This is a genomic window from Pseudomonas sp. A125 (assembly GCF_055409485.1).
Genome location: NZ_JBUZVP010000009.1, coordinates 137404 through 164014 on the forward strand (window position 1 = coordinate 137404; position 26611 = coordinate 164014).

A 26611-nucleotide genomic window follows, 5' to 3' on the forward strand; every position below is an offset into this window, starting at 1 on the left:
CAGCTCCCACATTGATTTATGGCGTGTCAGGGGTATCGGGTTGCTTGGCAGGGTGCGCCGCCATAAACGCCGGATGCTGCGCCGCCAACGCCGCCACCCGCTGAATGCGCGGGTACGCCGCCAGCGACACCTTAAACCGTTCGGCTGCATACAGCTGCGGGATCAAAAACGCATCGGCCATCCCCGGCTGCTCGCCAAAGCAATAGCCCTGATCGCCGATCAACTGCTCCACCGCCGCCAAGCCCTGGCTGATCCAATGCCCGATCCACTCCAGCACTTGCGCCTCATCGTGCCCCCACTGCTTGAGCAGATTTTGGGTGCTGGAGTTGTGCAGCGGGTGGATGTCGCACCCGATGATCGACGCCACCGCGCGCTCATGCGCGCGGGTTGCCAAGTCCCTGGAGAGCAACGGCACCTGCGGATAACGTTCCTCCAGGTACTCGATGATCGCCGGCGACTGAATCAACACATCGCCGTCATCGGTGCGCAAGGCCGGCACGCGACCTTGGGGGTTGATAGCCAGGTATTCCGGCTGGCGATTGGCGCCGCCCTTGGGCACCAGCAGGTTGACCGGCACCGCGGTGAAGTCCACACCCTTTAAGGCCAGCGCGATTCTTACCCGGTAGGACGAAGTGGAGCGATAGTAGGTATAGAGTTCCATGGCCCGGCCCTCTCAGCGCGCCGCGACCACGGTACCCCGGCATTCGCCGAAGCCGATGGAAGCGAAACCGTCGCGGGTGCAGCGGGCACGCAGGATGATTTCGTCGCCATCTTCAAGGAATTTACGCACTTCGCCGGAGGCCAGTTCGATCGGCTTTTTGCCGCCCTCGGTGATTTCCAGCAGGCTGCCGAACTGACCGGGTTGCGGCCCCGACAAGGTGCCTGAACCGAACAGGTCACCGGCCTGCAACTGGCAACCGTTGACGCTGTGGTGCGCAACCATTTGCGCCACGGTCCAGTACATGTGTTGGGTGTTGCTGAGGGTCAGGCGATGGGCCGGCAGGTTCTGCTCGCGCATCGAGGCGGTGGTCAGCAGCACTTCCAGTTCGATATCAAAGCCTCCGGCGGCTTGATCGCGCTTGTCCAGCAGGTACGGCAACGGTTGCGGGTCGCCTTCGGGGCGCGCCGGCTGTGCCTTGCGGAAAGGTTCCAGGGCTTCAGCCGTCACCACCCACGGCGAAATGCTGGTGATAAAGCTCTTCGACAGGAACGGCCCCAGCGGTTGGTATTCCCATGCCTGGATATCCCGCGCCGACCAGTCGTTGAGCAGGCAGAAACCGGCGATGTGATCAGCGGCGTCGCCGATAGCAATCGAGTCGCCCATGGCATTGCCCTGGCCGATCCAGATGCCCAGTTCCAGCTCGTAATCCAAACGTGCACAAGGGCCGAAGGTCGGTTCGGTCTGGCCGGCTGGCAGGGTCTGGCCTTTAGGGCGACGAACTTCGGTGCCTGAAGGACGAATCGTCGACGCGCGGCCGTGGTAACCGATCGGCACGTACTTGTAGTTGGGCAGCAACGGGTTGTCCGGGCGGAACAGTTTGCCGACGTTTTGCGCGTGCTCGATGCCCACGTAGAAGTCGGTGTAATCGTTGATTCTGGCTGGCAGGTGCATCTGGCAATCGGCAGCCAGGAGCAGCGCAGCTTGCAGTTTGCCTTGCTGGTCGCTGCCTTCCGCCAGCAGTTCCAGCAGGCGCTCACGCAGGGCCACACGTGGGCCACGGCCGAGTTCGAAAAAGGCGTTGAGCTGGCCGCCAGCGGTAGCTTCAACGGCGCGACGGGCTTCGCCCGCAAAGCATTCCAAAGCGGCCTGCAGATCGAGAATGTGCTCGCCAATTGCCACGCCACTGCGCGGCGCAGAACCGTTAACGCTGAACACACCCAGCGGCAGGTTTTGCAGCGGGAAATCCCGATGACCGTTGGCGGAAGCCACCCAACTGCGGGTGAGATTAGGCTGAGTCATGGGTTATCTCCGATTCGGGTTGAAGGTTGTGGGCAGCGAGGCCCAGCAAGCGTCGTAGGAAGGTTGCAGCTGCGAGCACTCCAGCGCGAACTGTGTAGGACGCAGCACCTGGCTGGTCTCGAACATGAACGCCATGGTGTTATCAATCTTGTGGGGCGCAAGCTCCACGTTGATGGCCTTGGTGCAGGTTTCGCCATCCGGGCCGTGGGCGCTCATGCAGCTGTGCAGCGACGCGCCACCGGGCAGGAAGCCTTCGGCCTTGGCGTCGTAGGCACCCTGGATCAGGCCCATGTACTCGTTCATCAGGTTGCGGTGGAACCACGGCGGCCGGAAGGTGTTTTCCGCGACCATCCAGCGAGGCGGGAAGATCACGAAGTCGAGGTTGGCCAAGCCGTGCACGCTGGTGGGCGAGGTCAATACGGTGAAGATCGACGGGTCGGGGTGATCGAAACTCACGGTGCCGATGGTGTTGAAGCGGCGCAGGTCGTATTTGTACGGCACGTTGTTGCCGTGCCACGCCACCACGTTCAGCGGCGAATGGTCCAGCTCGCAACCCCACAGTTCGCCGAGGAATTTCTGCACCAGCGTGGTCGGTTGCTTGAGGTCTTCGTAATGGGCGACGGGCGTGAGGAAATCCCGTGCATTGGCCAGGCCGTTGCTGCCGATCGGCCCCAGGTCCGGGAGGCGCAGTGGCGCGCCATGGTTCTCGGCGACGTAGCCGCGGGCCTGGACATCCAGCAGTTCGACGCGGAATTTGAGGCCGCGTGGCAGCACGACGATTTCCAGCGGCTCGACGTCCAGCACACCCAATTCGGTAGCAATACGCAGGCGGCCTTGCTCGGGAACGATCAACAGTTCGCCGTCGGCGTTGAAGAACACGCGGTCCATCGAGCGATTGGCGCGGTAGTTGTAAATGCTGATACCAGAGGGTTTTTCGGACGCTGAATTGGCGACCATGCCTACAAGCCCGTCGATGAAGTCTGTCGGTTCAGCCGGAATATCCAGCGGGTTCCAGCGCAGGCGATTTGGCGTTACGGCGCCCAGCGGGCCACCGGCCAATTGCCGCTCCAGCTTGACGAACGCCGGGTGATTGGCCGACGGCTGGATGCGATACAGCCAGGTGCGCCGGGCTTCGCTGCGGGCCATGGTGAAGGCGGTGCCGGAGAAGAGTTCGGTGTACAGCCCGTAGGGCGCTTTCTGCGGGGCGTTCTGGCCGACCGGCAGGGCGCCGGGCAAGGCTTCGCTGGCAAATTCATTGCCGAAGCCTGATTGGTATTCGAGGGTCATGGATCGTCCTCTGAGCGGAAGTTGTTTTTATCGTAATCCAGTTACGCATAACGTAATTTGATACCTGTTGACCGTCAAGCTATAAAGACGCCCATTCGTCTTTCGGATTCATGCCCTCCATGGAAAAGCCGCCCGCTCCCCGCGACACCGGTAAACAGAAAGTCCGCTCGGCCGAAGTGGGCACCGACATCCTCAAGGCCCTGGCTGAACTGTCGCCGGCCACCTCGTTGTCGCGCCTGGCCGAGCACGTGCAAATGCCGGCGAGCAAGGTTCACCGCTACTTGCAGGCGCTGATTGCCTCAGGGTTTGCCGAGCAGAACACCGCCACCAACCATTACGGCCTGGGCCGCGAAGCCTTGCGTGTGGGCCTGGCCGCGCTGGGCAGCATGGACGTGCTGAAAGTCGCCGCCCTGCCCCTGGCAGAACTGCGGGACGAGTTGAATGAAACCTGCTTCCTGGCCGTTTGGGGCAACCAGGGCGCAACCGTGGTGCATATCGAGCCTGCGGTGCGCGCGGTGACGGTGGTGACGCAATTGGGTTCGGTGTTGCCGCTGCTCAGTTCGTCCACCGGGCTGGTGTTCAGTGCGTTCCTGCCGTCGCGGGAAACCGTGGAGTTGCGCGAGCGGGAGATTCAGGCGGGCATCGCCCATGCGTTGGCGGATGACCAGGCCTACGCCACCACCTGCGAGCAGATCCGCCAGCGCGGCTTGCACTTTGTGCACGGTTTGCTCATGCCTGGCGTAGACGCGTTATCGGCGCCGGTGTTCAACGCGGTCGGCCAGGTGGCGGCGGTATTGACCGTGGTGGGGCCGACGTCGTTGTTCCATGCCGATGAAGACGGCCCGGCGGCGAATCGTTTGTTGGCGGCGACCCAGTCAGTGAGTTGGCGCATGGGTTATCAGCTTCCCTGACACAACGCCTTTCAACTGTGGGAGCTGGCTTGCCTGCGATAGCGGTGCATCAGGTTAGCTATCTGCCCCTGACACACCGTCATCGCGGGCAAGCCCGGCTCCCACATTAGCCTGCGTTGATTTCGAGATTAGAGTTCAAGCCATCAAGCCCAGCGTCTTGGCCTTGGCCACTGCCTGGGTGCGCCGCTCTACCCCCAACTTGCTATGAATGCGCCGCGCATGGGTTTTCACCGTGTGCAGCGAGATAAACAACTGGCTGGCAATTTCCAGATTGGAATTGCCCAGGGCGATCAACTTCAGCACCTCAAGCTCGCGCTGGCTCAACGGGTTTTCCCCCGCCGCCGCCAGGCACTCCTGCGGCTCCAGCCCCAACGCACTCAACAACCCCGGCTGCCTGAGGCGCAACTCGCGAATCGCCTGTTGCACCTGGCAGCGCCCCGCCAGTTCCAGCCCGGCTTCCAGTGAGCGCACGGCTAATGGCCGATCGCCTACTTGCCAGGCCACTTCCCCCAAAACCAACTGCAACTCCGCTTCCAGGCACAGCATGCCGCGTTGCCGAGCAGTCTCCAGTAACCCACCCAGGCGCGCGATGGGCTCTTCGGCCCGGCGCAATTTCACTTCGGCTAGCACCTGCAAGTACTCAAGACGCGGGATCAGCTCCAGGGTGGCCGGCGGTGCTTGTTTGGCCTTGGGCCCACGGTAGTGACGCAGCACGCGGGTCACTGCTTCCAGGGTCAGTTCGGCGCGGCCCTGCTGCAACCAGAAATGCCCACTGAGCAACAGCAGCACGGCACGATAAACGGTGTCGGGCACCTGGCGTTGCTGCATCAGGCGCTCGGCATCCCGCAGTTGGATAAACGCCTGGGCGTAATCGCCTTTGTTGGCCGCCAACAGCGCCAGGCCGAGATAGCCGTAGAGCACGCGCTTGTCCTGGCTGTGCAGGCACATGCCCAGGCCGGACGCGAAACATTCGGCGGCGACGGCGTCGTGACCTTGGCGCAGGGCCAGGTGCCCACGTCGCAGCGAGATACGCCCTACCAACGGCCCGGCCTTGAGGCGCTGTTGCACCAGCATTCGCTGCACGTTTTCCAGCAGGCTTTGAGCCCTATACGGGGCGCCACGCTGCTCCAGCAACTGCGCATGATCCAGCTCCAGCAATGCCTCAAGCAGCAAAGAGCCGTGGGAGCGCGCCAGGCATAACGCCTCACGGTTCAGCCCTTGGGCTACATCCAGCTCGCCTCGCAGCAGGGCTTGCTGGGTCAGCCCCGACAGGCACATCAAGCGCGATGTCCAGGCGCTTTCGGGCAAGTCTTGCAGGGCTTCGAGAAAATGCTCCCGGGCGCGTGCGGCTTCGCCTCCCAGATGCAACAGCCAGCCCCATTGCGCCTGCCAGCGGGCCAGCAGATAGCGCTGCAAGTGCGCGGTCGGTTGCGGCGTGAAACGCGCCAGTTGATCGATGCACAACGCCGCCTGGTCGAAGCGTCCGGCAAACAGCAACGCCGCCGTCACCAGGCCCACCAGTTGCGCCGAGCCCAGCATCAATTCATCGCCATGCTGCTCATGCAGGCGCAACAGCAGCACCGCATTTTGCTGGCGGAACAGGTCTTCAAAACTGAAATGCTGCAACAGGCTCACGGCCACTTCGTATTCTTCGGCCAGCAGCGCCTGTTCAAACGCCGCCTGCCAGTCCTCGGCGACGGTAAACCATTGGCAGGCGCGCCGGTGCCAGGAGCGCTTGGCCGGCCAGGGTTCGTCGCGCATCAGTTGGGCCAGCGGCGGGAAGATTTGCAGCCAGTCGGTGGAATCTTCCCAGGGTTCGATAAAGGCCCCCAACGCCTGCAAGTCACGCAGGTACTCGCCACCGTCGCCAAAGCCAAACAGGTGTTCACACACACTCGGGTTGAAGCGTGGCAGGTGCGCGAGCACGCGCCAGGCTTCGGCCAATTCCGGGGCCAGGCCGCTGAACAGCTCGTGTTGCAGGTAGTCGAGCAAGGTTTTGTCGGGGTGCCCTTCGCCTTCAAGCAATGCGATGCGAGCGCCCGCACACCAGCCGGCGCTGAACTTCAGCACCTTGTCGGCGCACGGCCCGGCCAAGTAGTGGATCTCGGTGTGATCAAACGCCAACTCGGCAGCATTGCACTCCCACAATTCATCGTCGAGCAACAGCCGGGGCCAGTTACAGGCCGGCCGTCGCCGCGCGCCAATCCACCAGGTCAAGGCCGGGCTGCTGGCCGCCAGAATGCGATCAAGCAACGCATCCAACTCCGGCGCCGGCACCCTGCAGAAGTCATCGAGAAACAGCCAGGCCGGTGCTTGCCAGCGGTTGAGAGCCAGCAGCAACGTGGGTTCATCGATAAAATCCAGGCCGAGGTTTTGCGCCAGACGCTGGCATAAATCCTGGCCCGCGCCGTTCAGCGGCAACCAGTACACCTGGCAATCCGCAGGCGCCTGCAACGCACACTCGGCGAGCAGGGCGCTCTTGCCACTGCCGGCCGGCGCACAGAGTAACTTCACCCGCGCCGACGCGTTGAGCAACGGCCCGGCCAGGCGTGGGCGCAGCAGATGATGGGCAGACAAGCGTGGCATGAATCCAGGACGATCCAGACAACGGGTCATGGCGGTCATTACTGCGTCCCTGTTTTTATTTTATACAGCGTGCCGCCTACCCTAGTCCTGTGGCTGGCGGTTGTTGAGGAGTATTCAGCAGGCTGATTGGCGGGCATAAAAAAGCCGGGAGCCAAACGGCAACCCGGCATGAAATTGTAGGCGCTGGCTTGCCTGCGATAGCGGTGTGTCAGGTTAGGTATCTGTTACTGATACACCGCTATCGTAGGCAAGCCAGCTCCTACAGTTTGAGCGCATTTAAATCAGGTTTTAGCGCACGCCTTCCGAGCGCAACGCTGCCGGGGTGTAGTCGGCCGCCTTGGCCGCAAAGCCGAACACGAAGCTGCTCTTCTCCTCGTTCTTCATCCCCAGCGCGATGTAGCGCCCGGCGATGATGTCGTACAGGGTTTCGACGGTGTAGGCCGGCACCTGGTGGTCATAGTAGAACTGCGCATGCCCTTCTGCCACGCGCCACAGTTGGCCGCGGCCGTCGTAGTGGTCCACCAGCGCGACTTGCCAGCTGTCTTCGTCGATGTACATGTGGCGCTTGGCGTAAATATGCCGCTCGCTTGGCTTGACGGTACCGATCACTTCCCAGACCCGGTGCAGCTCGTAGCGGGTCAGGTCCTGGTTGATGTGGCCGGCCTTGATGATGTCGTCGTACTTGAGCGTCGGCGAGTCAAGCTTGTAGCTGTTGTAGGGAATGTACATTTCCTTCTTGCCCACCAGCTTCCAGTCGTAGCGGTCGGGGGCGCCGGAGAACATGTCAAAGTTATCCGAGGTGCGCAGGCCGTCGGCTGCGGTACCCGGCCCGTCGTAGGCCACTTGCGGGGCACGGCGTACCCGGCGCTGGCCGGCGTTGTAGACCCAGGCCAGGCGCTGTTCCTTCACCTGGTCGAGGGTTTCATGCACCAGCAGTACGTTGCCTGCCAGGCGCGCCGGGGCGGTCACCGACTGCTTGAAGAAGGTCAGCACGTTGGCGCCCTTGACCGGGTCCATGTCCGGGATCAGTTGCGGCACGGCCACTTCTTCCTCGAAACGGATCGGCGTGTAGCTGCCGTTGGTCTGCGGCGTGGCCTGGGTGATGATGCGGCGCAGGTTGCCGCCGTGGTAACGGGTGATGTGGTTCCACAGCACTTCCACGCCATTTTTCGGAATCGGGAAGGCGTAGTAGCGGTTGCCGGTGAAGTTTTCCAGGCCATTGCCGTCGTTGATCGCATGCACATTGAGCGCGCTGCGCTTGATCGACTCGTAGATCTCTGGCGGCAGGTTGACCGTGCGGTGGGTTGGGTACACCGGGATCTTGTAGGTTTGCGGGTAGCGCTTGAACATCGCCACCTGGCCTTCGGAGAGCTTGTCCTTGTACTTGTCGACCGTGGCGGCGGTGATCACGAACAGCGGTTTTTCACTGGCAAACGGGTCGGCGAGGAAGCCTTTGCTGTCTACCGCGCCGGCGTTTTTCGGGATGCCGCCGGTCCAGGCGGGGATCGAACCGTCGGCGTTGCCGGCTTTCTCGGCGCCCACCGGGGTAAGCGTGGTGCCGAGCTTGGCCGCTTCTTCAGGCGAAACAGCAGCCATCACGTTGGCAGCCAGCAGGCTCAGGGCCAACACGCCGCATTGCAGAATCATCTTGCGCATAGTCTCTTGTCCTTCCTTAAACCCAATCAGAAGTTCACGCCAAAGCTTAAGGCGATGAAGTCGCGGTCGGTGAGGGTGTTGTAGTCACCGCCAAAAAAGTCGGTGTAGCTCAGGCTTGCGGTGTAGGTGTTGCGGTAGTCCGCGTCCACGCCAACGCTGATGGCCTTGGCGCCTTCGTTGAACAGGCCGTTGGGGCCGTAGCCGCTGACGTCCTGGGACCACGACACGTTGGGCTTGAGGTTGATCCCGGCGAACACGTTGTTGTAGTCGAGGATGGCCCGGGCGCGATAACCCCAGGAGTTGGCCGTGACGAAACCGTCGGTGTCGCCGCCGAAGCCGTATTGGCCGTAGACCGAATCCCGCCCATAACGCAGCTTGGATTTCGCCTCCAGCCCGCCGACGTGCACAAAGGCCGCCTCGCCCACCAGGGTCAGGCGTTCGGCGCCCAGCACCTGGTCGAAGAACTGGGTCATGGTGCTCTGGATCTGGGTGATTTCCTTGCGGCGGTAGCCGGCGTTGTCAGCACCGAAGGAACTGGCGATCGGTGAAGCGGCGTTACCGGCAATCGGGTTGACCAGGGCCAGCGTCAGGTCGGTGGTATTGAGTTGTACGGGAGCATTCGGGCGGTAGCTGATTTCGCCGGTCCACGCGGTGCCGGTGGGCAAGGTGGTGGAGAAGCTGGCACCGAACAGGCGGATGTTCTCCGGGTAGTCGAGGTAATACTGGCCGCGACCGAGCATCGTACTTTGCGCCAGGCCGGCGCCCGAACCCGGAGCGATCCCGTTGGCCGCGTTGACGATACGGCCAATCGTGGCCAGGCTGGTGTTGGCCGTGATGGTACCGACGGTGGGCGTACGGCTGTGGTAGTTCATGAAGTACAGGCCGTACTCCGTGTCGTCGCCCAGCCAGCGCAGGGCCATGCCGAACTGGCCGCCATCGCGCGCTTCGCGATCTTTTGCACGCTGCACCACCACGCCTTCGTTCGTGACCTGGAAGCCCTGGCCAAACGCCGCCGCCACCGGTTGCAACGGCGCAATCGCCGGGCTGCCAACCGTGTAGTTACCGTTGCAACCGTGGGCCACTACGTCGTTACCGAAGAAGGTGCCGCAGTTGTCCACCACGGTGTTTTCCCAGTTCAACTGGTAGAACCCTTCCACGCTCAACTGGTTGGTCAGGCTTTGGGACGCGAACAGCATGTTGACCGGAATCAGGCCTTCCTTGATCTCGGCACCGGGCCGGCGAAAGGCTGAAACGTCAATCGGGTTGATGCTGTTGATGGAGTTGCCGATGAAGGTACTTTCACCCCAGCTGACCACCTGTTTACCGACGCGCACGTTGCCCGGCAAATCACCGATGGAATAGTTGTGGTAGACAAACGCATCCAGCAGTTCATAGCCGGAAGAGCGTGCGCCTTCGTCGCGGTGGTTATTGCTGATCTGCTTGAATTCGCGGTCTTCGTCCTGCAGCTCAAAGTCGTACCAGTACTTGCCACGCACGAACACGCCGCTGTCGCCGTACTTGAGCTCCAGGTCGTGGATGCCCTTGAAGATCTTGGAGAAGGTCTCGCCCTTCTTGAAGTTCAGGCGGCCGTCATCGCCCGTGGACGCCTGGCCGGTGCCGCCGTTGGGAATGCCTACCAACTTTTTATCGGCGTCGCGCATGCCCCAACTGGCACCGACCGACAGCGAGGAATCGAATTGCCCTTCGATCTCGCCGATGTTGAACGAAACAGCCTGCGCCTGGGCACAGCAACCCAAAGCAACCGCAGCGGCCAGCGCCTGTGGCCTGAAGATGGCGCGCATTGTTGTTCTTGTCATGCGTCTTCCCCGGTGGTGTGACAGAAGGCCCCACCCTACTGCCCGTCATCAGGAGCGATAAGCGCACCAAGGAGGTATTCGTGTTGTCGCTCGAAAGGATGAAGGGGCGCTCTGGCCGGGGTATTGGCGGGGATATGGACGAGATGGATGAAGGGTTATCAGGGGGATGTATGAGGCGCCGGCGTCACTGTTGCCAGTTTGGTAACAGTCCTTGTCCCGAATCGCTATTTTTCATTCTGTAACAAAAGCCTATTCTTGCTTGGCTTTCAGGGCGAACCGCCCGCTTCCAGAGCCTGGAAGAACAGCCAGATTTAATGGATTGATCAACATTTTCAATCTGTTACCCGTGTTCACTGACGTTGATTTATTGCTCCTTGATCAAACGTCTTACTTCAGCCGCTGCCTTTGCAGCGGCTTTTTTTATGCCTGAAATAAACCGGGGCGCCATGGCGCCCCGGGTTGATTAAAACTTTTTAATGCAATGATCAGAGGCTGTACTTCTGCAGGTTGGCCATCATCTCCTTCAAGGCCTCGATGTTGTCCTTGGGGTGAGCGGCCCCGTCAAAGTCGCAGATTTGCTGCCAATGGGCAGCGACATCATCCGGCGAGAACCCCGCTTCAGGGTCAAACCCAACCCCCAGGCTGCGCTCCCAGCGGGTCTTGCCGATCCAGCCGCCACCCACTTCAAACAGGCCAGACGTTTCCTGGCAGGCCTCGCTGCCCAGGTACACCACCAGCGGGCTGATCAGTTCTGGCTTGAGCCGCTCGAAGACTTGCGGCGGGATAAGGCCTTCAGTCATGCGCGTGCCGCCGGTAGGCGCGATGGCGTTGACCAGGATGTTGTTCTTGCGGCCTTCCAGCGCCAGCGTGCGGGTCAACCCGTACAGGCCGAGCTTGGCCATGCCGTAGTTGGACTGGCCGAAGTTGCCATAGATGCCGGAAGTCGAGGCGGTGAAGATCACCCGGCCGTAGGCTTGTTCGCGCAGATGCGGCCATGCGGCGCGGGTGACTTTGTAGGCGCCTTCGACGTGTACGCGGTAGACCAGGTCCCAGTCGCTGTCTTCCATTTTGTGGAAGGTTTTGTCCCGCAGGATCCCGGCGTTGTTGACCACCACGTCGATGCGGCCGAAGGCGTCGAGGGCGTTCTGCACGATCTTGTCGCCGTCGGTAACGGAATCGTGGTTGGCTTCGGCGATGCCGCCGGCTTCACGGATTTCGGCTACCACGCGGTCGGCCGCCGAGGCGTTGGCGCCTTCGCCCTGGGTTGAGCCGCCGAGATCATTGACCAGCACTTTGGCGCCGTGTTTGGCGAACAGCAGTGCATGGGCGCGGCCCAATCCGCCGCCGGCACCGGTGACGATCACGACCTTGTCTTGGAACTGCACAGGCTCACTCATTGGGAACTCCAGGGACGGTTAGGGGTGGATGGGTGGATGGGTGGATGGGTGGATGGGTGGATGGGTGGAGTGTCAGGCACGGGGCTTGTGGTCACAATAAACACGGTTGAGGGTGAATGGTGCGCGATAAGGCTGGGGGATGATTGGCGTCCCCGGTCAAATGTGGGAGCTGGCTTGCCTGCGATGGCATCGCCTCTGTGTAACTGAAAGACCGAGTCGCCTGCATCGCCGGCAAGCCAGCTCCTACAGCTTTTGCCTTGGCTTTTAACACTCAGGTCGGCTTTCAGGCCGCCGTGCTCTTGCTTTTGATCTTGATCTGACTGCCCCATTCAGCCCGAGGCCGAACGCAGGGATTGAGGAGCGGGTAAACCGGCAGGACGCCGGTTTAGCCGCGACGGGCCAGGGACGGGCCGTCGCGGCGGCCCGCGGAGCAATGCCTTCGTTCGGGCACACCGAGCCTAAGCGAGGTGCCGACAGGCGGGGCAGAGCGTTTTGGTTACTTTGCCGCTTTTGCAAAGTGACTCGCTGTAAGAGCGAAACCATAAGAAGCCGTTACCGAAGCAACGGATATGTACTCAACCCCAATCAAGAATAAGCCACCCGAGCAGTCCCAACCCCAAGCCCGTCCCGAAACGCCAAATAATGCTTCAACACCTGCACCGGCGCCTCAATCTGCGGATAGTGCCCAATATTCGCCAACACCACCGTATCCGCATGCGGCACCAACTCACAATAACGCTGAACCATATGCCCCCCGGAAATCGGATCAACCTCCCCATCGATCACCCGCAACGCTACCTCCCCCCGCTGCATCGCCGCCACCCACCGATCCCGCTGCTGCCGACGCTGAGGAATGTACGTAATCAACTTGTGCAAAATCCGCGGCCCCTCCTGGCTCTCGATCAAACTCCAAAAATCATCCAGCGCACTTTCACTCGGCCGAGTCGCCGGCCCGAAAATCTGCCCGAAACTGTTGGCCAGCGCATTACGCCCAAACGCCCGCCCAATCATCCATCCCAGCGGGCTGAGTAACAGCTTTTGCACCAAAGCCGGACGATGGGTTTCAGGAAACAACCCACCATTGAGAAACACACAACTGGCCATCTGAAACAGCCCTTCGTAATGCCGCGCCAACAATTCCTGGGCGACGCTGTCCCCGTAATCGTGGGCCAACACATGCACCGGCTGCCGCACCCAAAGATGCTCCAGCAGCGCCTGCTGCAAATCCGCCTGTTCCAGCAGGCAGTAGGCATGGTCCAGCGGCTTGGCCGAATCGCCAAACCCCAGCATGTCGCAGGCAATTACCTGATAGCGCTGCGCCAACGGTTGCCAGAGGTAATGCCAATCCCAACTGGCGGTGGGGAAACCATGGATCAGCAGCAACGGCTCGCCCTGCCCCGCCACCCAGTAACGAATGGTATGGCCACGAAACTCGAAGCTCTGGGCGCGTTGGCGCCAGATGCGCAGCGGGATCTCGGCGAGTGGCATCAGCTTTTATACCCGGGGTCGAGTGCATCGAGCTTGCGCAGCAAGGCCGGCCACGCGAGCGCACCGCCCATGCCTTGGGCGCTTTTGGTAACCCCGGCGATCATCGCCCGGGCACCGGCCAATATCGGTGGTGCGATGCTGATCAACTCGGCGCCACCGTTCTGCGCCAGCACCTGGATATCGCAGGTGCGCTGGAAAGTGAACATCATCAAGAAGGTATCGGCAATGGTGCCACCGCAGGTCAGCAGACCGTGGTTATGCAGCATCAGGAAATTATTGTCGCCAAGGTCGGCCTGCAAGCGGGCCTTTTCCTCATGGTTCAGCGCCACACCTTCGTAAGCGTGATAGGCCAGGCTGGACAACACGAACAAGGATTGCTGGCTGATGGGCAACACGCCCTGCTTTTGCGCCGAAACGGCGATGCCGGAAGCCGTATGGGTGTGCAGCACGCAAACCACGTCATGCCGCACTTCGTGTACCGCACTGTGGATGGTGTAACCCGCCGGGTTGACCTCATAGGGACTGGCCATCAGCTTGTTGCCGGCCTGGTCGACCTTCACCAGGCTCGACGCTGTGATCTCGTGAAACATCAGCCCGTAGGGGTTGATCAGGAAGTCTTCGGTGCCCGGTACCTTGGCCGAAATGTGGGTGAAAATCAGGTCGTCCCAACCGTGCATCGCTACCAGGCGGTAGCACGCGGCAAGGTCGACGCGGGTCTGCCATTCGGCAGCGCTGACCTGATCTTTTACGCTGTGTGTCGATTGAACAGTGGCTAGGCTCACGGCAATGACCTCCTTGGCGCGTTTTATTATTATTTTTTTGGGTGAAGGGCCAGTCTAATCAGACCAACAGGCCGCCGTAGTTGCATTGGCAGCCAGCTTGATGACCGAGCGGGTCAGTCCTGAGAATAGTTCGAAATTGTTCAAATGGCGTCAGAGAAGCGACGCCAGTAAAGGTGCGGCGAACAAGTTGAGCAACCCGGTGAGCACCATCACCAGGCCCGCCACCGAGCCTTCCTCGCCGCCCACTTCATGGGCCCGGCTCACACCCGCGCCGTGGGCGCCCACGCCAAACAATGCGCCGCGCGCCAGAGGCGTGCGCAGCGGCAACCACTTAAGCAGCACGCCGCCGAGCATGGCGCCAAATACGCCGGTGAACATCACGAACACGGCCGTCAGTTCCGGCACGCCGCCCAGGTCCGACGACACGGGCATGGCGAATGGGGTGGTGATCGAACGGGGCACCAAAGACATCGTCACCGAACTGTCCAGCGCCAAAGCCTTGGCCAGGCCATAGGAGGTGGCGATGGACGCCGCGCTGCCCGCCACCATCCCCAGCAACAGGGCGGACCAGTGACGCATCAGCAATTGACGCTGTTGCCAGATCGGAATCGCAAACGCCACGGTCACCGGGCCCAGCACCAGCATCAGCCAGTGGGTGTCGGTGGAGTATTCGGCGTAGGCGGTTTTCATCGGCACGGCCACCGCCAGCAACAGTGCGGGCACTAAAATCAGTGGCGATAGCAGGTAGCGCCCGGTGCGCCGGTAGATCCAGCGGCTGAAGCCGTAGGCCCCAAGGGTCAGCGCCAGCCAGAACATCGGCATCAGTTCAAGCTTCATGGCGCAGCTTCCAGCGGCAGACGAACTCCACGGTAAACGCGGTTACCAGCATGACCGACAAGGTGCTGAAACCGATTACCAGCATGATCCTCCAGCCGTCGTGGCGTACCAGGCCGCCGTAGTCCAGGAGGCTCATCAGGGCAGGAATAAAGAACAGCAACATCTCCGCCATCAGGACACCGGCCCCCAGTTGCAGGGCCGCCGGCTTCACCAGGCCGGTGGCGAAGGTCAGCAGCAACAGGCCCAAGCCGACCACACCTCCGGGGATGGGCCAACTCAGCCAGGCAGCGAATTCGCAACCGAGAAAGTAAATAGCCAGCAGTACGACCAGTTCAGCCAGCAACCGAGCGACGCGTTTGAAGGTGAAACGTTTCATGAGCTTTGGGTCCTCGCGAGGTTCCCATTTTAAAGAGGCCCGTGGCATCCCCACAGCGAATTGTTAGACTGCAAGCCATTCCTAAATGGAATCAGGCCGATGGAATTCAAACAGCTGCGCAGCTTTGTCGAAGTGATCAACCGCGGTGGCTTTACCCAAGCGGGCAAAACCTTACACATCAGCCAGTCTGCCGTCAGCAAGCAGGTGGCCCAGCTCGAACAAAGCCTGGGCACGCCACTGCTGGATCGCCTGGGTTCACAGATTCGCCTGACGGCTGCCGGCCAGGTGGTGCTGCAACGGGCAGAGGCCATGCTGCGCCAGCAAGCCGAGTTGCTCAGTGAACTGGATGACTTGAACCAACTGACCCGTGGCGAGCTGCGCATGGGCCTGCCGCAACTGGGCGGCGATACGTTGTTCGCCGGGCTGTTTGCCGAATATCGCCGGCGCTACCCAAATGTCACGATTCAATTGCTCGAAGGTGGCAGCCGCAATATCGAACAGGCGATCTTGAGCGGGGAACTGGAGGTGGGCGGCAGCCTGATGCCCAGCGACCCGGCGTTCGCCTGGCAAGCGTTTTGTGATGAGCCGCTGGACGCGTTGCTGCCAATGGACCATCCGTTGGCCGATAACGCGCAGATCCGCCTTGAGGAGCTGGCCGATACGCCGTTCCTGATGTATCAGCGCAGCTTTGTGCTGAATGACCGCTTGCTACAAGCTTGTCAACAAGTGGGCTTTACCCCGAAGGAAAGCGGGCGCAGCGGCCAGGCGGATTTTCTCGCAGCATTGGTGGCCGCCGGCCAGGGCGTGGTGTTGCTGCCCAGCGTGGTCGCCAGGGGCCTGGTGCGGCCCGGGGTGGTGCGCCTCACGCTCAAGGCGCCGGAATACCTGCGCTGGGACATCGCCTTTATCTGGCGTGAGGGCGCCTACCTGTCGAAAGCTGCGCAGGCCTGGCTCGCGTTATTGCGCGAGTTTCCGGTCAACCGCGCAGTGCAGTGACCAGCTCGGCCAGCCACGGTTCGGCGTCGGCCTCCGGGGTTACGCTTTCGCTGGCGTCCAGGCGCAGCATCGGCAGCACTTCACGTACGCCCAACTCGGCAAACAGCTCGCGCATTTGTTCACCGCCACCGCAGAAGGTGTCGCCATAACTCGCGTCACCCAGGCCGATCACCGCGCCCGGCAGCCCGCGCCAGGCAGCCGGCAGCTGGTCGCGAATGGTCGAGTACAGGGGCTGCAGGTTGTCGGGCAATTCGCCCATGCCGGTGGTAGAGGTCACGGCCAGGAAAGCTTCGGGCGCGAAGCCCTGCACGTCGGCCAGGGTGGCGCGCGGGTTGTGCCAGGCGTCGAAACCGGCAGCGTTGAGAATGCTTGCAGCGTGGCGGGCGACTTCTTCAGCCGTGCCGTACACCGAGCCGGAAAGGATGGCGACTTTCATCAATCTGATCCTGTAACTGACTAAAAGCCTGGGATATTAACAGCTGGGTCAAGTGGACAGGCGCCCGGCATGTCTTAAACTGCAAATTCCCAAGACAAGCCATGGACCGCTCAATGATTAATGCCAAGCTGATGCAACTGGTGATCAACGCTTCCAACGATGGCATCGTTATCGCCGAGCGCGAGGGCAAGGACAAGCCATTGATCTACGTAAACCCGGCGTTCGAGCGCATGACCGGCTACACCCTCGACGAAATCCTCTACCAGGACTGCCGCTTCATGCAGTCCGGTGACCGTGACCAGCCAGGGCTGATGGCGGTCCGCGAAGCCCTGGAGAGCGGCGGCTCCTGCCGGGAAATCCTGCGCAACTACCGCAAGGACGGCACGCATTTCTGGAATGAGCTGTCGTTATCAACGGTTTACAACCCGGCCGACAGGCAGACTTATTTTGTGGGGGTGCAGAAGGAGGTGACCGCTCAGGTCAAGGCCCAGCAGCGCGTCGCGCATCTGGAAGCCCAGTTGGCAGACCTCAAGGCAGAGCTTGCAGCACTCAAGGCGACGAGCGGATCTAACAAAAACTAGAAAATGCGGTCTTTAGAGAGATAATGGCATTTTAACACCTCACCTCTTGAGCAAGATCAATGCAACGCGACGCGCTTTTGACGCAGGACGAGCTGGATTTTATTCAGACCATGCACCATAACCCGCAACTCAACGTGCGGGATGCGTCGTCGAGCCTCACGGTAAATGGCGGTGCGCAGATCCGTGACTTGCTTACCCGCCTCGCCGCCCAAGACCATGTCACGCTGCAGGCACAATTCGACAACCAGCAAATGACCTTTCCGCTGCAATTGGTGGAAGACGAGTTTCATGCCGTGCATTTGCGCCTGGGTGTACCCAGTATCTTCGAAGACGGGCCAATGATTCGCCCCTGGCGCCTGGCGCTTGAAGAGCCGGTGCCACTGGAAAACATCAAGGGGCAGCCGGGAGCACTGTGGGTGCATGAGGTGTCGTTCAAGGGGTTACTGGTGGAGATTCGCGGGCGGATCAAGGCGCCCCGAACCTTCTCCCTGTGGTTCAGCCCCTCCGGCTACGAGCGCATCGCCGTGCGTGGCACCCTGGAGCGGGAAAACGCACGAGGCCTGTTCGCCTATCGCCTAAGCCAGAATGATGTGGATGAGACCGAGCGCCTGCGCCAGTTCATCCTGCAGCAACACCGGCTGTTTCACCCCGAGGTCCACACCTGACGTCAGGTGTCGAGGCCGCCACGCAAAAACTGCTGCAGACGGCGTTGCATCAATCGTCCTTCATTGCCCAGGCAACCGACGGTCGACCCCTCCAACTGGTCGTAGGCCAATTCCGACGCATCCCCAGCAAGCATCAACGGGCAATCCAGGGTCAGGGCCAGCCGCTCAAGGCGCCGCGACAGGTCGAGGGTGGGCGAATGATTGGAGAACACCACCAGCGCTTGTGGCTTGGTTTTTTCACAGATTAGCGTCAACTCATCAATCGGTTGGCCCACGCTCAGGATCTTGACCGCCAACTCATCACTGCTCATCAGCAGCCCTGCCACCAGCAATTCCAGCTCGCGGCATTCTCCCGCGACGGCGGCCAGCAGCACCCGCGGTGCCGCCGAAGCACAGGCGATTTGCAGGCGTTTCCAGGTGCGGCTGCGCAAGAATCCATCAAAAAACAACCACTCGCTGGTTTGGCCAAAAAGCCCCTGGTGGCGCAACAGCTGCTGCCAGAGAGGCATCAGGATGTCCTGGAAAACCACCGCGACCGGGTAGGCGGAGAAAATCTGGCCATACAACCGGTCCAGTTGCCGGTCGTCAAAGGCCGCGATGGCCGTTCGCATTTGCTGCTGCCATTGGCTCCATTCATATTCCGCACCGGCTGGCGCGCCGGCCGTTGTTTCAGCCTGCTGATCACCACGGGCGAGGATTTTGCCGACCTTGCTCACCGCTACGCCGCGTTCTATCCAGTCAAGAATGCGATGAACGGTATCGATATCGGTGCGTGAATACAAGCGGTGCCCGCTTTCAGTGCGAATCGGCTGGATCAGCCCGTAACGACGCTCCCAGGCGCGTAAGGTAACGGGGTTGATGCCTGTCAATCTTGCCACTTCCCGAATCGGGAACAGCTCACCGCAATCGGCTGGATTGCAAAGCGTCGTATCAGGGAGAGGAGCAGTCATTACGGACATCAGCGCACTAAAAACACCGTGGAAAACTTGGATCCCATTTAACGCCCATAAACCTGTCCGTTTCAAGGCCTACGGCAACCCGACCAATGCCGCTGGCGTATTTTTTCAAAACAGGAATAATCCTTGCCTGTTTTTTCAACGTGGCTGCTTACCCCGCAGCTTCGTTCGTGCGCCGCCTACCCGGCCCAGCGCACCTGATCCTTATGGAGATACACAATGTCTACCTCCCCTGTCACCCTGATGGTTGCGCGCCGCGTGGCCACGGGTCGTTATGAAGAGTTGATGGCTTGGCTGCGCGAAGGCGAGCAATTGGCCACGGACTTCCCCGGCTACCTGGGCTCCGGCGTGCTTGCACCGCCACCCAACGATGATGAATTCCAGATTATTTTCCGCTTCGCCGACGAAAAGACCCTGCATGCGTGGGAGTTTTCCGCGTCCCGTGGCGCATGGCTCGGGCGTGGCAGTGAGCTGTTTGCTGCGCCGTCGGAGCATCGTGTACGCGGTATAGACGGCTGGTTCGGCGCCGCCGCCGCACGACCGCCACGCTGGAAACAAGCCGTGGCCATCTGGCTGGCGTTTTTCCCGGTGTCGCTGCTGTTCAATTTTGGCCTTGAGCCGCTGCTCGCCGAGTTGGGTTTACTCACCCGAGTACTGGTCAGCACCCTCGCGCTTACGCCGTTGATGGTTTACTTCTTTATTCCGTTGTCGACCCACCTGCTGGCCGGTTGGCTGCACCCGGCGCCGGCTCGGGTAAAGGTCACCGAAGCCGCTGCGTGAGTACAAGGGAGGCCGCGCGCTGGTATAGTTTTGGCCTGCCCGCGATACGAGCCTCCCATGTCTTCAACTCCCGCCCCGATCCTGATCACCGGTGCCGGCCAGCGTGTCGGCCTGCATTGCGCCTTGCGCCTGCTGGACGAAGGGCAGCCGGTGATTTTCAGCTACCGCAGTGAACGTCCCGGCGTGCAGGCCTTGCGCGAGCGCGGTGCGACTGGCGTGTTTGCTGACTTTTCCAGCGAGGCCGGCATTCTTGCGTTCATCGACGAGCTGAAGAAGCACACCCAAAGCCTGCGGGCGATCATCCATAATGCCTCGGCCTGGGAAGCGGAAACGCCTGGCGACGAGAGCCGCGCCTTTGCCGACATGTTCAGCGTGCACATGCTTGCGCCATACCTGATCAACCTGCATTGTGCGCACTTGCTGCAACGCTCCACGCCTGCGGATATCGTGCACATCAGCGATGACGTGACCCGCAAGGGCAGCCGCCAGCACATTGCCTACTGCGCCACCAAGGCCGGGCTCGACAGCCTGACTTTGTCGTTTGCCGCGCAACTGGCACCGGATATCAAGGTGAACGGCATTGCCCCGGCGATGGTGATGTTTAACGAGGGCGACGACGCGGCCTACCGCGCAAAAGTCCTGGCCAAGGCGGCACTGGGCATCGAACCCGGGCCCGAGGTGATTTACCAGAGCGTGCGTTACCTGCTGGATAACCCGTATATCACCGGTACCACCCTGACCGTCAACGGCGGGCGGCATATCAAGTAAGCCGTTTGCGAGGATGTTGTATGACTTTATCCCTGCCCCACCACTACCGCGAGATCCTCAAGGGCCTGGGTGAAGACCCCGAGCGTGAAGGTTTGCTCGACACCCCCAAGCGTGCCGCCAAGGCCATGCAGTACTTGTGTCATGGCTATGAACAGAACCTGGAAGAAATCGTCAACGGTGCGCTGTTTGCCTCCGACAACGACGAGATGGTGATCCTCAAGGACATCGAGCTGTATTCGCTGTGCGAACATCATCTGCTGCCCTTTATCGGCAAAGCCCATGTGGCCTATATTCCGACCGGCAAGGTGCTCGGCCTGTCGAAGCTGGCGCGCATCGTCGACATGTTTGCCCGGCGCCTGCAGATCCAGGAAAATCTCACCCGGGAAATCGCCGATGCCATCCAGGCGGTGACCCAGGCGGCCGGCGTGGCGGTGGTTATCGAGGCCAGACACATGTGCATGATGATGCGCGGAGTGGAAAAACAGAATTCAACCATGAACACCTCGGTGATGCTCGGCGCTTTCCGCGACTCGAACACCACGCGCATGGAGTTTCTGCAATTGATTGGACGGAGCAAGTAGCAATGCCACAACTTCAGCCAGGCATGGCGCGCATCCGGGTCAAAGACCTGTGCCTGCGCACGTTTATCGGGATCAACGAGGATGAAATCCTCAACAAGCAGGATGTGTTGATCAACCTGACCATCCTGTATGCCGCCCAGGAAGCCGTACGTGACAACGACATCGACCACGCATTGAACTATCGCACCATCACCAAGGCCATCATCGCCCACGTGGAAGGCAACCGCTTTGCCCTGCTGGAGCGCCTGACCCAGGAGATCCTCGACCTGGTGATGGGCAACACATCGGTGCTGTACGCCGAAGTCGAAGTCGACAAACCCCATGCGTTGCGTTTTGCCGAGTCGGTGTCGATCACCCTGGCGGCCAGTCGCTAACCCTTAATTTGCAGTGAGCACCATGAACGACCAACAACGCCTCGAACTTGAAGCCGCCGCCTTCCGCCGGCTGGTGGCCCACCTGGACAGCCGCAAGGATGTGCAGAACATCGACCTGATGAACCTCTCGGGCTTCTGCCGCAACTGCTTGTCCAAGTGGTACAAGGCCGAGGCCGACGAGCGCCAGATCGAGTTGAGCCTGGATGACGCCCGTGAAGTGGTGTACGGCATGCCGTACGCGCAGTGGAAAGCCCAATACCAGCAAGAAGCCAGTGCCGAACAGCAAGCGGCATTCGCCAAAGGAAAAACCCATGACTGACCTGAACACCCTGCGCGCCAGCCTCAACAGCGGCGAACATGTCTTTGCCGACACCCTGGCCTTTGTGGCCGCCGGTTACGATTACCAGCCACAAGCCTTCAGCAACGCCAGCGTGGAAAATGCTGCCGGGCAGAACGAAGGTTCATGCAAGACCCTGGGCCTGGCGTTGCTGGAAGGCTTGAGCGACCAGGAGGCGCTGTTGGCGTTTGGCGAGCATTACCGTTCGGTGCTGGCCACACCTGAAGGCAGTGACCACGGCAATATTCGTGCGCTGATCGAGCACGGGTTGGCAGGTGTGAAGTTCACTCAGCAGCCGTTGACGCGTCGCTGATTCAATTTGATAACCCGGTTTAATGTGGGAGCTGGCTTGCCTGCGATAGCGGTGTGTCAGCCAACGCCGCTATCGCAGGCAAGCCAGCTCCCACAGTGATTGGGTTACCCAGTTGAGATAGCGCTGAATCATCAAATCCCGCGCATAAAAAAGCCGGCCTCGCAGCCGGTTTTTTTGTTTCTACGGTTTAGAACGCAGCGTCTTTCAAACCGTCGAGGTAACGCTCGGCATCCAGTGCCGCCATGCAGCCAGCGCCGGCGGAGGTGATCGCCTGGCGGTAGACGTGGTCGGCAACGTCACCGGCCGCGAAGATACCTTCGATGTTGGTAGCAGTCGCATTGCCTTCACGGCCGCCCTGCACAATCAGGTAGCCGTCTTTGGCATCCAGTACGCCTTCGAACAACGAAGTGTTCGGGGTGTGGCCGATGGCGATGAACACGCCATCAACGGTCAGTTCGTCGAAGCTGCCGTCATTGTTTTTCAGGCGAGCACCGGTCACGCCCATGTTGTCGCCCAGGACTTCATCCAGGGTGGCGTTGAGCTTGAGGATGATCTTGCCTTCGGCCACGCGAGCATGCAGCTTGTCGATCAGGATCTTCTCGGCGCGGAAGGTCTCGCGGCGGTGAACCAGGGTCACGGTGCTGGCGATATTGGCCAGGTACAGCGCCTCTTCCACGGCGGTGTTGCCGCCACCGACCACAGCCACCGGTTTGTTGCGGTAGAAAAAACCGTCGCAGGTCGCGCAGGCGGAAACGCCCTTGCCCATGAACGCTTCTTCCGACGGCAGGCCCAGGTAACGGGCGCTGGCGCCAGTGGCGATGATCAGCGCGTCACAGGTGTACACGCCGCTGTCGCCGGTCAGGCTGTAAGGCTTCTTGGAGAAGTCGACCTTGTTGATGTGATCAAACACGATTTCGGTTTCGAAGCGCTCGGCGTGTTCTTTCATGCGTTCCATCAACACCGGGCCGGTCAGGCCGTGGACGTCGCCCGGCCAGTTGTCGACTTCGGTGGTGGTGGTCAACTGACCGCCCGCTTGCATGCCGGTGATCAGCAGAGGCTTGAGGTTGGCCCGGGCAGCGTAGACGGCAGCGCTGTAACCGGCAGGGCCGGAACCGAGAATAATCACTCGCGAATGACGGGTATCAGACATGACTCACTCCTATCGACCGCCCGGACTACAGAACGGCTGGAATAAAAAAGGACCGCGAAGCACTTGGGGAAGGCTTGAACTCGCAGATCCTGAAAATAATGGGTGCAGCGTATAGAGGGAGGCAAGATTAAGGAAATACGGAATAACAATCCAGCTCATAGGTGGTCTCTATCCCATGCCCTCTATTAATCGACACCTTTGTTACCGTTAATGTCGTGATGCCGGCCGTGCTTTCCCGTGTCTCGCAAAGCCGGTAAGGTCGGCGCGTTCGCCCCATTGCCCGGAGTTATCCATGCCCGCCCCCGTTCTTTCAGGCCCACAGTACCTGCGCGAAGGTCTCAAACTGGTACTCAGCCCCGGCCTGCGGCTGTTTGTGCTGCTGCCGCTGGCAATCAACCTGATACTGTTCGTCGGGTTGATCTACTTCGCCGGCCATCAGTTCAGCCTGTGGGTCGACACACTGATGCCGACATTGCCGAGCTGGTTGAGCTTCCTCAATTACCTGTTGTGGCCTTTGTTCGTGGTGCTGGTGGTGCTGATGGTGTTTTTCACCTTCACCATGCTCGCCAACATCATCGCCGCGCCCTTTAACGGTTTCCTTTCGGAAAAAGTCGAAGTGGTGGTACGCGGTACCGATGATTTCCCGGCGTTCAGCTGGGGTGAGCTGGCAGCCATGGTGCCGCGTACCCTGGCCCGGGAAATGCGCAAGCTGGGCTATTTCCTGCCCCGCGCTATCGGCCTGTTTATCCTGTCGTTCATCCCGGTGGTCAACCTGGTGGCCGCGCCGCTGTGGCTGCTGTTTGGCGTGTGGATGATGGCAATCCAGTACATCGACTACCCGGCAGACAACCACAAGCTGGGCTGGAACGAAATGCTCGCCTGGCTGCGCCAGAAGCGCTGGCAGAGCATGAGTTTTGGCGGCGTCGTTTACCTGGTGCTGCTGGTGCCGGTGGTCAACCTGCTGATGATGCCGGCGGCAGTCGCCGGGGCCACGTTGTTCTGGGTGCGTGAACAAGGCGCCGAGGCGATGGCCGTCACCAAAGCCTGAGCCGTCACAAATCCATCATCCGAAAGACACAATGACGACATGGCCCGCGCCGACACTGTGGGTCATGACGACAGCTTCGCTCCACATCACCCTGATCACCGAAACCTTCCCGCCAGAGATCAACGGGGTGGCCAATACCCTTGGCCGCCTGTGTGACGGTTTGCGCGCGCGTGGGCATCAAGTCGAACTGGTTCGCCCACGCCAGGGCTGCGACCAGAGCCGGCCCAGTGACGATGGCCTGATGCTCTGCCGCGGCTGGCCACTGCCGGGCTATCCGGGGCTGCAATGGGGCCAGTCGTCGATGCACAAGTTGTTGCGGCGCTGGACCCGCCAGCGTCCGGATGTGCTGTATATCGCCACGGAAGGCCCGCTGGGTTTGTCGGCGTTACGCGCGGCACGGCGCCTGGGGATCAGCGTGGTGAGCGGCTTTCATACCAACTTCCAGCAGTATTCCAGCCAGTACGGGCTGGGCATGTTGAGCCGGGTGCTGACCCACTACCTGCGCTGGTTCCATAACCGTTCGGCCTTGACCCTGGTGCCCAGCGCCAGCCAGCGCCTGGAGCTGGAGCGGCGCCATTTCGAGCGCCTGGGCATGCTCGCCCGGGGCGTCGACAGCCAGCTGTTTCACCCGGCCAAACGCGACAATGCACTGCGTGAAAGCTGGGCATTGAACAGTGACCAGATCGCGGTGCTGCACGTGGGCCGCCTGGCCCAGGAGAAAAACCTCGGGCTGCTCAAGCGCTGCTTTGAAACGCTGCAGGGCATGTATCCACTGCGCCAGATGAAACTGATCATCGTCGGCGATGGCCCACAACGGGCGATGCTCGAAAAGGAACTGCCGGAGGCGATTTTCTGCGGGACTCTGCGCGGTGAAGAACTGGCCCGGCATTATGCGTCCGGGGATCTGTTCCTGTTCCCCAGCCTGACTGAAACCTTCGGCAACGTGGTGCTGGAAGCCATGGCTTCAGGGTTGGGTGTGGTGGCGTACGACCAGGCGGCCGCCACCCAGCACATTCGCCATGGCTACAGCGGCGTGCTGGCGATGCCGGGGGATGAGGAAGCGTTTTGCGATGCGGCCAATTGGCTGCTGGAAGAGCGCGAGAGTCTAAGGCGGGTGCGGCTCAATGCCCGGCAACACGCCAGCCGTCAGGGTTGGCCGGCGATTATCGAGCAGTTTGAGCGGCAGTTACGCGGTGTGTGTGGCGAGCAGCCGGTGATTGCAGGGGCATCACGTTTGATCTGACGCCGGTGTTGGCTGTCAGATCGCTATCGCGGGCAAGCCCGGCTCCCACAGTGGGTCGCATTCCAATGTGGGAGCAAGCCGGGCTTGCCCGCGATAGCGTCAGACCAGGCGCGACTTACACCAACGTCGTCAACGCCTCACGACTGAACGGCAGGATGTCGCCTTCACGGCCTTCGCGGACCTTCAGCGCCCAGTCCGGATCCACCAGCAGCGCACGGCCCACGGCAACCAGATCAAACTCGTCGTTGTTAAGGCGCTCCAGCAGGTTTTCCAGGCTGGCGGGTTGCGCGACCTTGTCGGTGTTGACCATGAACTGCAGGAACTCGCCGTCCAGGCCGACGCTGCCCACAGTGATGGTTGGCTTGCCGGTGAGCTTGCGGGTCCAGCCCGCCAGGTTCAGCTCGGAGCCTTCGAATTCCGGCTCCCAGAAACGGCGGGTGGAGCAGTGGAAAATATCCACGCCGGCGTCAGACAACGGCTTGAGGAATTCACCCAACGCTTCGGGGGTTTGCACCAGGCGCGCGGTGTAGTCCTGCTGTTTCCACTGGGAGAAACGCAGGATGATCGGAAAGTCCGGGCCCACGGCGGCGCGGATGGCCTGGATCAATTCAATGGCGAAGCGCGAGCGGTTGGCCAGGCTGCCGCCGTATTCGTCGGTGCGCTGGTTGGTGCCTTCCCAGAAGAACTGGTCTACCAGGTAACCGTGGGCGCCGTGGATTTCCACGCCATCCATGCCGATGCTCTGGGCATCCTTGGCGGCTTGGGCGAACGCGGCGATCACATTTTGGATATCTTGCACGGTCATGCCGTGGACGACGACGTTGCCGTCCTTGAGTTTTTCGGTCGGGCCGTAGGCCGGCACGCTGGCGTCCGGCTCGGTGCCGATACGCCGTACGCTGCCCACGTGCCACAGTTGCGGGACGATCTTGCCGCCTTCGGCGTGGACCGCGTCGACCACTTTCTTCCAGCCGGCCAGGGCGGCTTCACCATAGAAATGCGGGACGTTCGGGTAGCCGTTGGAGGCCGGGTGACCGACCACGGTGCCTTCGGTGATGATCAGGCCTACGCCCGCGGCAGCGCGGCGGCGGTAGTACTCGATCACTTTGGAGTTGGGCACCCCGCCCGGGGAGAACGAACGGGTCATCGGCGCCATTACCACGCGGCTGGGCAGTTGCAGTGCGCCGAGCTGGAACGGTTTGAACAAGGCTTGGACAGGCATGGGAGCACTCCACACAGAAAGGAATTTATGATGTGGATAATATGGAGTACGCAGCGTGCTGAATAGC

At 61.1% G+C, this 26611-nt stretch carries 27 protein-coding genes; 12 read left to right on the forward strand and 15 right to left on the reverse strand.

Translation table 11 applies throughout. From position 1 onward, the window contains the following. Positions 1-16: 16 nt before the first annotated feature. Genes maiA through hmgA form a run of 3 tightly spaced genes read right to left on the reverse strand, consistent with a single transcriptional unit; the run spans position 17 to position 3247 of the window. Positions 17-661, reverse strand: coding sequence for a maleylacetoacetate isomerase (gene maiA, locus ACZRN6_RS14550; RefSeq protein ID WP_464008264.1), 645 nt, complete (start codon positions 659-661; stop codon positions 17-19). Positions 662-673: 12 nt separating this feature from the next. Beyond that, the gene (fahA, locus tag ACZRN6_RS14555; RefSeq protein ID WP_464008265.1) at positions 674-1960 is read right to left on the reverse strand and encodes a fumarylacetoacetase; all 1287 of its coding nucleotides are present in this window, start codon (positions 1958-1960) and stop codon (positions 674-676) included. A 3-nt stretch (positions 1961-1963) separates the two neighbouring features. Continuing rightward, the gene (hmgA, locus tag ACZRN6_RS14560; protein WP_464008266.1) at positions 1964-3247 is read right to left on the reverse strand and encodes a homogentisate 1,2-dioxygenase; all 1284 of its coding nucleotides are present in this window, start codon (positions 3245-3247) and stop codon (positions 1964-1966) included. 119 nt (positions 3248-3366) lie between these two features. On the opposite strand from hmgA, the gene ACZRN6_RS14565 reads away from it, so the two are divergent. Next, the gene (locus tag ACZRN6_RS14565) at positions 3367-4158 is read left to right on the forward strand and encodes an IclR family transcriptional regulator (RefSeq protein WP_464008267.1); all 792 of its coding nucleotides are present in this window, start codon (positions 3367-3369) and stop codon (positions 4156-4158) included. Positions 4159-4293: 135 nt separating this feature from the next. On the opposite strand, the gene ACZRN6_RS14570 is transcribed toward ACZRN6_RS14565, so the two are convergent. From ACZRN6_RS14570 to ACZRN6_RS14605, 8 genes are all read right to left on the reverse strand, one after another. Beyond that, positions 4294-6783 (reverse strand): LuxR C-terminal-related transcriptional regulator, encoded by a 2490-nt coding sequence (locus ACZRN6_RS14570; protein ID WP_464008268.1) that lies wholly within the window; start codon positions 6781-6783, stop codon positions 4294-4296. Positions 6784-7032: 249 nt separating this feature from the next. After that, entirely contained in the window at positions 7033-8400 is a 1368-nt protein-coding gene (locus tag ACZRN6_RS14575) for a DUF1329 domain-containing protein (protein ID WP_464008269.1), read from the reverse strand. A gap of 26 nt (positions 8401-8426) precedes the next feature. Beyond that, the gene (locus tag ACZRN6_RS14580) at positions 8427-10217 is read right to left on the reverse strand and encodes a DUF1302 domain-containing protein (protein WP_322143289.1); all 1791 of its coding nucleotides are present in this window, start codon (positions 10215-10217) and stop codon (positions 8427-8429) included. A gap of 485 nt (positions 10218-10702) precedes the next feature. Further along, positions 10703-11614, reverse strand: coding sequence for an SDR family oxidoreductase (locus ACZRN6_RS14585; protein WP_076017726.1), 912 nt, complete (start codon positions 11612-11614; stop codon positions 10703-10705). Positions 11615-12199: 585 nt separating this feature from the next. Then, the gene (locus ACZRN6_RS14590; RefSeq protein ID WP_464008270.1) at positions 12200-13102 is read right to left on the reverse strand and encodes an alpha/beta fold hydrolase; all 903 of its coding nucleotides are present in this window, start codon (positions 13100-13102) and stop codon (positions 12200-12202) included. Beyond that, positions 13102-13884, reverse strand: coding sequence for a class II aldolase/adducin family protein (locus ACZRN6_RS14595; RefSeq protein ID WP_322143287.1), 783 nt, complete (start codon positions 13882-13884; stop codon positions 13102-13104). Before ACZRN6_RS14595 ends, ACZRN6_RS14590 begins: the two co-directional genes overlap by 1 nt. Before the next feature lie 150 nt (positions 13885-14034). After that, positions 14035-14721: an LrgB family protein gene (locus tag ACZRN6_RS14600; protein WP_017476029.1), complete on the reverse strand. Its 687-nt coding sequence runs from the start codon at positions 14719-14721 to the stop codon at positions 14035-14037. Then, positions 14711-15097, reverse strand: coding sequence for a CidA/LrgA family protein (locus ACZRN6_RS14605; protein ID WP_322143286.1), 387 nt, complete (start codon positions 15095-15097; stop codon positions 14711-14713). The genes ACZRN6_RS14600 and ACZRN6_RS14605 overlap by 11 nt, the downstream gene beginning before the upstream one ends. A gap of 99 nt (positions 15098-15196) precedes the next feature. Between ACZRN6_RS14605 and ACZRN6_RS14610 the strand changes: the two genes are divergently transcribed. Continuing rightward, the gene (locus ACZRN6_RS14610; RefSeq protein WP_464008271.1) at positions 15197-16093 is read left to right on the forward strand and encodes a LysR substrate-binding domain-containing protein; all 897 of its coding nucleotides are present in this window, start codon (positions 15197-15199) and stop codon (positions 16091-16093) included. On the opposite strand, the gene ACZRN6_RS14615 is transcribed toward ACZRN6_RS14610, so the two are convergent. Continuing rightward, complete coding sequence (locus ACZRN6_RS14615; RefSeq protein ID WP_010176981.1) at positions 16074-16529, reverse strand: flavodoxin; 456 nt, start codon at positions 16527-16529, stop codon at positions 16074-16076. The genes ACZRN6_RS14610 and ACZRN6_RS14615 overlap by 20 nt on opposite strands. Before the next feature lie 113 nt (positions 16530-16642). Between ACZRN6_RS14615 and ACZRN6_RS14620 the strand changes: the two genes are divergently transcribed. Together ACZRN6_RS14620 and ACZRN6_RS14625 are read left to right on the forward strand one after the other, a co-directional pair. After that, complete coding sequence (locus ACZRN6_RS14620) at positions 16643-17110, forward strand: PAS domain S-box protein (RefSeq protein ID WP_464008272.1); 468 nt, start codon at positions 16643-16645, stop codon at positions 17108-17110. Positions 17111-17169: 59 nt separating this feature from the next. Beyond that, on the forward strand, positions 17170-17775 hold the full coding sequence (locus ACZRN6_RS14625; RefSeq protein ID WP_322143283.1) for a hypothetical protein: 606 nt from the start codon (positions 17170-17172) through the stop codon (positions 17773-17775). 2 nt (positions 17776-17777) lie between these two features. On the opposite strand, the gene ACZRN6_RS14630 is transcribed toward ACZRN6_RS14625, so the two are convergent. After that, entirely contained in the window at positions 17778-18734 is a 957-nt protein-coding gene (locus ACZRN6_RS14630; protein ID WP_464008273.1) for a MerR family transcriptional regulator, read from the reverse strand. A 216-nt stretch (positions 18735-18950) separates the two neighbouring features. On the opposite strand from ACZRN6_RS14630, the gene ACZRN6_RS14635 reads away from it, so the two are divergent. Genes ACZRN6_RS14635 through ACZRN6_RS14660 form a run of 6 tightly spaced genes read left to right on the forward strand, consistent with a single transcriptional unit; the run spans position 18951 to position 21884 of the window. Beyond that, positions 18951-19511: a putative antibiotic biosynthesis monooxygenase gene (locus tag ACZRN6_RS14635; protein WP_322143281.1), complete on the forward strand. Its 561-nt coding sequence runs from the start codon at positions 18951-18953 to the stop codon at positions 19509-19511. A gap of 57 nt (positions 19512-19568) precedes the next feature. After that, positions 19569-20279: a dihydromonapterin reductase gene (folM, locus tag ACZRN6_RS14640; RefSeq protein WP_322143280.1), complete on the forward strand. Its 711-nt coding sequence runs from the start codon at positions 19569-19571 to the stop codon at positions 20277-20279. Positions 20280-20299: 20 nt separating this feature from the next. Then, positions 20300-20860: a GTP cyclohydrolase I FolE gene (folE, locus tag ACZRN6_RS14645; protein WP_464008274.1), complete on the forward strand. Its 561-nt coding sequence runs from the start codon at positions 20300-20302 to the stop codon at positions 20858-20860. A 2-nt stretch (positions 20861-20862) separates the two neighbouring features. Next, positions 20863-21234, forward strand: a complete 372-nt coding sequence (gene folX / locus ACZRN6_RS14650; RefSeq protein WP_322143278.1) for a dihydroneopterin triphosphate 2'-epimerase — start codon at positions 20863-20865, stop codon at positions 21232-21234. Positions 21235-21256: 22 nt separating this feature from the next. Then, entirely contained in the window at positions 21257-21553 is a 297-nt protein-coding gene (locus tag ACZRN6_RS14655; RefSeq protein WP_322143277.1) for a DUF1244 domain-containing protein, read from the forward strand. Then, positions 21546-21884 (forward strand): HopJ type III effector protein, encoded by a 339-nt coding sequence (locus ACZRN6_RS14660; protein WP_322143276.1) that lies wholly within the window; start codon positions 21546-21548, stop codon positions 21882-21884. Before ACZRN6_RS14655 ends, ACZRN6_RS14660 begins: the two co-directional genes overlap by 8 nt. Before the next feature lie 187 nt (positions 21885-22071). On the opposite strand, the gene trxB is transcribed toward ACZRN6_RS14660, so the two are convergent. Further along, entirely contained in the window at positions 22072-23034 is a 963-nt protein-coding gene (trxB, locus tag ACZRN6_RS14665; protein ID WP_322143275.1) for a thioredoxin-disulfide reductase, read from the reverse strand. 292 nt (positions 23035-23326) lie between these two features. Here trxB and cysZ point away from each other — a divergent pair, with 292 nt between their 5' ends. Continuing rightward, the gene (cysZ, locus tag ACZRN6_RS14670; RefSeq protein ID WP_322143274.1) at positions 23327-24082 is read left to right on the forward strand and encodes a sulfate transporter CysZ; all 756 of its coding nucleotides are present in this window, start codon (positions 23327-23329) and stop codon (positions 24080-24082) included. Between the two features lie 64 nt (positions 24083-24146). After that, positions 24147-25325: a glycosyltransferase family 4 protein gene (locus tag ACZRN6_RS14675; protein WP_322143273.1), complete on the forward strand. Its 1179-nt coding sequence runs from the start codon at positions 24147-24149 to the stop codon at positions 25323-25325. A gap of 115 nt (positions 25326-25440) precedes the next feature. Here ACZRN6_RS14675 and ACZRN6_RS14680 read toward each other — a convergent pair whose 3' ends face one another. Then, the gene (locus ACZRN6_RS14680; protein ID WP_464008275.1) at positions 25441-26544 is read right to left on the reverse strand and encodes an NADH:flavin oxidoreductase; all 1104 of its coding nucleotides are present in this window, start codon (positions 26542-26544) and stop codon (positions 25441-25443) included. Positions 26545-26611 lie beyond the last annotated feature (67 nt).